The sequence below is a fragment of the Longimicrobium sp. genome, from assembly GCF_036280135.1.
Lineage (GTDB): Bacteria > Gemmatimonadota > Gemmatimonadetes > Longimicrobiales > Longimicrobiaceae > Longimicrobium.
This window is the reverse complement of the sequence record NZ_DASURI010000560.1, coordinates 1-5,532: the sequence shown is the minus strand read 5'-3', so window position 1 is coordinate 5,532 and position 5,532 is coordinate 1. Positions and strand designations below refer to the sequence as shown.

General features: G+C 72.1%; 5 protein-coding genes. 3 read left to right on the top strand and 2 right to left on the bottom strand.

Translation table 11 applies throughout. From position 1 onward, the window contains the following. Positions 1–298 precede the first annotated feature (298 nt). A complete protein-coding gene (locus VFZ20_RS18155) occupies positions 299–2,104 on the top strand; it encodes a methyl-accepting chemotaxis protein (protein ID WP_329685339.1) in 1,806 nt (601 codons plus the stop codon). Further along, complete coding sequence (locus tag VFZ20_RS18150; RefSeq protein ID WP_329685338.1) at positions 2,094–3,164, top strand: BMP family ABC transporter substrate-binding protein; 1,071 nt, start codon at positions 2,094–2,096, stop codon at positions 3,162–3,164. The genes VFZ20_RS18155 and VFZ20_RS18150 overlap by 11 nt, the downstream gene beginning before the upstream one ends. Positions 3,165–3,258: 94 nt before the next feature. Here VFZ20_RS18150 and VFZ20_RS18145 read toward each other — a convergent pair whose 3' ends face one another. Both VFZ20_RS18145 and VFZ20_RS18140 read right to left on the bottom strand, forming a co-directional pair. After that, complete coding sequence (locus VFZ20_RS18145) at positions 3,259–4,440, bottom strand: hypothetical protein (RefSeq protein ID WP_329685337.1); 1,182 nt, start codon at positions 4,438–4,440, stop codon at positions 3,259–3,261. Positions 4,441–4,635: 195 nt separating this feature from the next. Further along, positions 4,636–4,887, bottom strand: a complete 252-nt coding sequence (locus tag VFZ20_RS18140; RefSeq protein ID WP_329685336.1) for a hypothetical protein — start codon at positions 4,885–4,887, stop codon at positions 4,636–4,638. Between the two features lie 407 nt (positions 4,888–5,294). Between VFZ20_RS18140 and VFZ20_RS18135 the strand changes: the two genes are divergently transcribed. Next, positions 5,295–5,501 carry a hypothetical protein gene (locus VFZ20_RS18135; protein ID WP_329685335.1) on the top strand — a complete coding sequence of 69 codons (207 nt, stop codon included), beginning with the start codon at positions 5,295–5,297 and terminating at the stop codon, positions 5,499–5,501. Positions 5,502–5,532: the final 31 nt, after the last annotated feature.

Below are 5,532 nucleotides of genomic sequence, written 5' to 3'. Positions count from 1 at the left end.
GCACTCCGCGGGCGCGGCGCCCCTGGTGCCGAGTGCCGTTGTTGCCGAGCGCAGCTGTCATCGGGTGGCGCTGTCGTCTGGTGGATGGGCCTCGCGCGCCCGCGCGTTGACGCTGGGCGCGCAATTCGTTAAAGTCACACGTCTTAGCCTGGATGAGCCTCCGCCATGACCGGCGGATAAGGTGTGCCCGCAGGCGCATGGCGTTGTCCGGCAAAAGGCCGCTCCCCGGGAGCGGCTTTTCGCGTTTGGGTCCACCGGGTGGTTTTCATGGACACTTCCTTGTTTCGCGCGCCGGCCCATGGCTGACGGGGGCTGGGGCACGCTCGCCCGCGCCGTGCGCCCGGGCGGGCTGGACGCACTGGGCTTTCGCCGGCGCATCGAGCTGCTGCCGCGGCTGGCGCTGGCGGGGCTGGCGACCGTGCTGATCGTGGGCGCGCTGGCCAGCCTGCTGAGCCTGCTGCAGCTGGAGCGCATCGGCTCGCGGCACGTGCCGGCCGTGCAGCTGGGCCGCGACCTGGCCGGCTCGCTGGAGGCCGTGCAGCGCGACCTGCAGGATGCCGTGACCCTGCGCGACACGGCCAAGCTGAGCGACACCGACACCCTGCGCACCCGCTTTCTTCGCGACGCGCGCGCGCTGGCGGGCACGGGCGCCGCCGGCGCGGCGGGCAATGGGCTGGGCGAGCGCTTCGACGCGTGGTACACGCTGGCGCGCGGCACCACGGCGCGCTTCATCGGCGGCGAGAGCAGCCCGGAGATGATCCGCGACCTGCAGGCCATGACGGCCGGCCGCGCGGAGCTGCGGGAGCGCATCGCCGCCGTGCGGGCGGAGCGCGAGGCCGCCATCCGCGGCGTCTTCGCCTCGTCCCGGTGGATCGGGCTGGGCGCGCTGCTCTTTGTCCTCCTGGTCTTCGCGGCGTGCGCGGTGCTGCTGCGGCGCATCTCCCGCGGCGTCGTGGGCTCCGTCACCACGCAGGTGGACGACGCCGTGCGCGTGGCCGAGCGCGTCAGCGCGGGCGACGTGGACGCGGGGGACGACGAGGCGGACGGCGCGCTTGCCCCGCGCGTGGCCGCCGCGGACGACGAGCTGGGCCGGCTCGTCGCGGCCATGCGGGGGATGACGGCGTACCTGCGCGAAATGGCCCGCGCGGCGGACCGCATTGCCGCGGGTGACCTGGACGTGCCCGTCCATCCGCGCTCCGACCGCGACACGTTTGGCCACGCGTTCCTGGGGATGACGGCGTACCTGCGCGAGATGGCGCAGGTGGCGGGCGCCATCGCCGCGGGCGACCTGACGCAGCCCGTGCGGCCGCGGACGGAGGACGACCGCTTCGGCGCGGCGTTCGCGGGGATGCAGCAGCGCCTGGGCGGGGTCATCGGCGACATCCGCGGCGCCACGCACACCATGTCGGCCAGCGCGGCGCAGCTGGCGGCGTCGGCGCAGGAGCTGTCCGCCGCGGCCACGGAGCAGGCGCACGCCGTGCACGAGACGTCCGACGCGCTCATCGAGGTCAACGCCAGCGCGGCCCGCAGCGCCGAGCGCACGCGCGACATGCGTGGCGTGGTGCTGCGCGGCGCGGGCGACGCGCGGCTGGGTGCGCAGGCAGCGGCGGAGACGATGGATGCCATGCGCCGCATCACCGACCGCATCTCCATCATCCACTACCTGGCGGACCAGACCAACCTGCTGGCCCTGAACGCGGCCATCGAGGCGGCGCGCGCCGGCGAGCACGGCCGCGGCTTTGCCGTCGTGGCGGACGAGGTGCGCAAGCTGGCGGAGCGCAGCCGGCAGGCCGCGGCGGAGATCGGCGACATCGCGGCCGGCAGCCGGGGGATCGCGGAGCGGTCGGCGGAGGTGATGGCGCAGCTGGAGCCCATGATCCGCCAGGCCGCGGAGCTCATGGAGGAGGTGGCCGCCGCGTCCGAGGGGCAGACGCAGCAGCTGGCCACGGTCGCCGTCCGCACGGGCGAGGTGGACGAGATCACGCAGACCAACGTGGCCGCGTCGGAGGAGCTGGCCGCCACGGCCGAGAAGATGGCGGCCGAGGCGGACCAGCTGCAGTCGCTCGTGAGCTACTTTCGCATCGGGGGCGCCCATGGCCGCTGACCTCCGCCGGTCCCTGCGCCCGGCCCTCGCGCCCCTGCTGGTCGCCCTCCCCCTCCTGGCCGGCTGCGGGGCGGAGGGCGATGGCGGACGGAGCGAGAAGAACGATCACGTCTCCGTGGGCCTCGTGCTGGGCAGCGGCGGACGCGGCGACCGCGGCTTCAACGACGCGGCGCTGGCCGGGCTGGCCGCCGCCGCGCGGGACCTGGACGCCGACACGGCCGTGAGCGCCGACGCTTCGGACGACGTGCGGCGCGAGGAGCTGCTGGCCCAGGTGCGGGCGGGGCGCGACCTGGTGATCGGCGTGAGCTTCATGGCCAGCGAGCCGGCGTTCGCCCTGGCCCGGGAGCACCCGGAGGTGGACTTCGCCGTGCTGGACTACACGGCCGTGTCGGATGCGCAGGGCCGGGCCATGGCGCCGCCGGCCAACCTGGCCGGCATCACCTACCGGTCGGAGGAGGGCGCGTTTCTGGCCGGCGCCCTGGCGGGATTGATGACGCGGACGGGGCAGGTGGGCTTCGTGGGCGGGATGGACTCGCCGCCCATCCGCCAGTTCCAGGCGGGGTACGCGGCCGGCGTGCTGCGCGTATGCCCCGCCTGCCGCGTGGCCGTGGACTACGCGGGGGCCACGGGCGCGGCGTTCAACGACCCCGCGCGGGGGTACGCGCTGGCGTCGGTGCAGTACGCGGGGGGCGTGGACGTGATCTTCCACGCGTCGGGCGGCACGGGCATCGGCGTGTTTCGCGCCGCGCGCGAGACGGGGCGGTGGGTGATCGGCGTGGACGTGGACCAGTGGGACCAGGCACCCGGCCGCGTGCTGACGTCCATCACCAAGCGGCTGGACGTGTCGGTGCTGGGCGTGGTGCGCGACGAGGCGGCAGGGCGGTTTCGCGGGGGCGTGCTGTCGCAGGGGCTGGCGGAGGAGGCCGTGGGCTGGATCGTGGACGCGCGCAACCGGCCGCTCATCCCCGACGAGGTCTACAACCGGGTGGAGACGCTGCGGCAGGCCATCATCGCGGGTCTCATCCAGGTGCCCCGCGTCCCCGAGCGCGCAACAGATTAAAAGAATCTCACGCAGAGCCGCAGAGGCGCAGAGGGTTTCATCGCGCGATGAAGTACTCTGCGTCCTCTGCGGCTCTGCGTGAGAAATCTGTTTCTCAGCTCGTGTAGTCGATACGCGACGCGGACAGGCCCAGGCCCCACAGCGAGTACGCATCCGACGTCTCGTCCACGGGCTGCACCGTCGCCGACGCGGGGACGTGGGCCAGCAGCGACGTCATCATCTCCGTCGCGAAGACGCCGTTGTCGCGCGCCAGCACCCGGTGCGCCATGCAGAACTGCGTGGGCAGCGTGAACGTCTCCTGCGTGTCGATCTCGCCCCAGCCCGGCGTGAACGTCACGCGAAAGACGGCGTTCAGCACGCCCATGGCCGAGATGGACGAGCCCAGCAGCCACACGCGCGGGTGGTCCGCGTCCGGGTGTTCGTCGAAGCCCAGGTGCAGCAGCCCGGCATTGGTCCCCGTCTTCGTGGTCAAGGCGAACCAGTCGATGGATGCGTCCGCGTTGATGCGCCCGAAGCTTCCCTTGCCGCCCGTGCTGCCGCCCAGCAGCACGAACCACACGTTGCCGTCCGGCCCCTGTACCAGCCCCACGGGCGTGCTCCCATGCTCCGCCGGGACGGGCATCTGCACGGGCGCGCCGCCGTCCGCGGGAATGCGCAGGATGCTGCTGGACTGGTCCTGGCTGGCGTACACGTCGCCCGACACGGGGTGCTTCGCCACGAAGATGGGCTTGCGCAGGGCGGGATAGACCGTGTGGTCCGCCGGGTCGTCGGCGTTGATGCGGACCACGTGGCTGCTGTCCTTGCACGTGGCCCACAGCTCGTTGCCGTACTCCACCACCACGTGCGGCCCGCGCGCCGGCGCCGGGATGGGGATGCGGGACAGGATGCGCGGCTCCGCGTCCGGGTCGTCCACGACGGGGTCAATCAGCAGCAGCGCGTTGTCGAACTGCACGGTGCTCCACACGCAGCCCGGGTGCGTCCGCGAGGCGAACAGGCCGTGGAACCCCGCGTCCGGCGCGACGATGGTGAACCGCCGGGCAGACCGCGGCACACCCGTCCGCTCGTCCAGGATCACCTTGACCAGGCAGCTGTCCGTCTGCTGCGAGACGACCAGCGCGCCGGGGCCCACGGGTGCGACCTCGTGCGTCTGCCCCGCCGCGGGAAGCGGGTACTCGGCGACGGCCTTGGGATGCGCCGTGCGGGGCCGCGGGTCGCCGGCGGGCGCCGCGAGGGGGATGCGCAGGGGGTTGGGATCGGCGATGGTGTCGCTCATCATGAATCGGCCTCGGGAGGGATGAAACGGAGGGGCGGCCCACGGTGCGCGGGCCGCCCCAATCTGCCGTCCGCGCGGCGCGAGGGCCAGCATCTTCACTCCGGGGCCCCCAAACGCAATCGCCGCGGAGACGCGTGTCCCGGCGGCGATTCGTGGTTTGCAGGGTGCGCCCCCGTGCGGGGGCGCGTCGCGGCCGGGTCAGGCCATCGCTTCGGCCTCGGCCGGGGCCATCACGCCCAGCACGCGCTCCATGGCCATCGTGTGGCTGCAGGTGTGGTGATGGCGAAAATAGTCGCAGTCGCAGTGCCAGCGCCCGTCGTCGAATCCCACGTGGTGATTGCCGTTCTTCCCGTCGAAGTCCACCTCGAGCCTGCTGAAGTGGATGCGCTCGGGTTCCGAGGCGTACTCCTTGGCCTTCTGGATCTTGTTGATCATCCCGGAATCGAGCATGTCACCCTCCTGAGGGCATGGGAAACAAAAAACGCCCGCGCTGCACGCATGTGCTGGCGCGGGCGTTCCGGATGCGGAGCGTCGCGGGCGGGATCCCGGTCGAAGTCACAGATTTTCAATGGCCCACCCTCCTTTCTGGACTGCCAGTCGCGGTCGGGAGAGCCGTCTGCTCTCCGGGACTCCGCTCGGCTCCACAGGGCATGATATGCACGGTGTGCAAACCGCGCAACCTCCCCGCCGACGTTCCGTGACGTTTCGTGGCCGTCGCAAGATCCGTGCGAAGCGTACAACGGGTGAAACCGTCCGGAGCGCGCGTTTCGAAGCTGCTCAACCCCTTGTCGGAACGCGATTTGCGAACCGTGGGGAAGCGAGCGTCGGGAGCATTTCCTTCAGCCGTCAGGGGGATCATGTCAAATCTTAAGACCACCCACCAGGGCTCCGGAAACACCACTTCGGGCAACACGCCGGAGGGGGCGCAGGGCGAGAACAACAAGGGCGACGAGTTCGGAGCCAAACGCCCCGCCACGGCCGGCACGGACCGCGACCTGGACCGCTCCGGCGAGAGCAAGAACCAGAACCACAGCCATCCCCAGGACCAGCGCCGCGACGGCTGATCCGGCCCGCCGACGTCGGTGGACGCGGTAG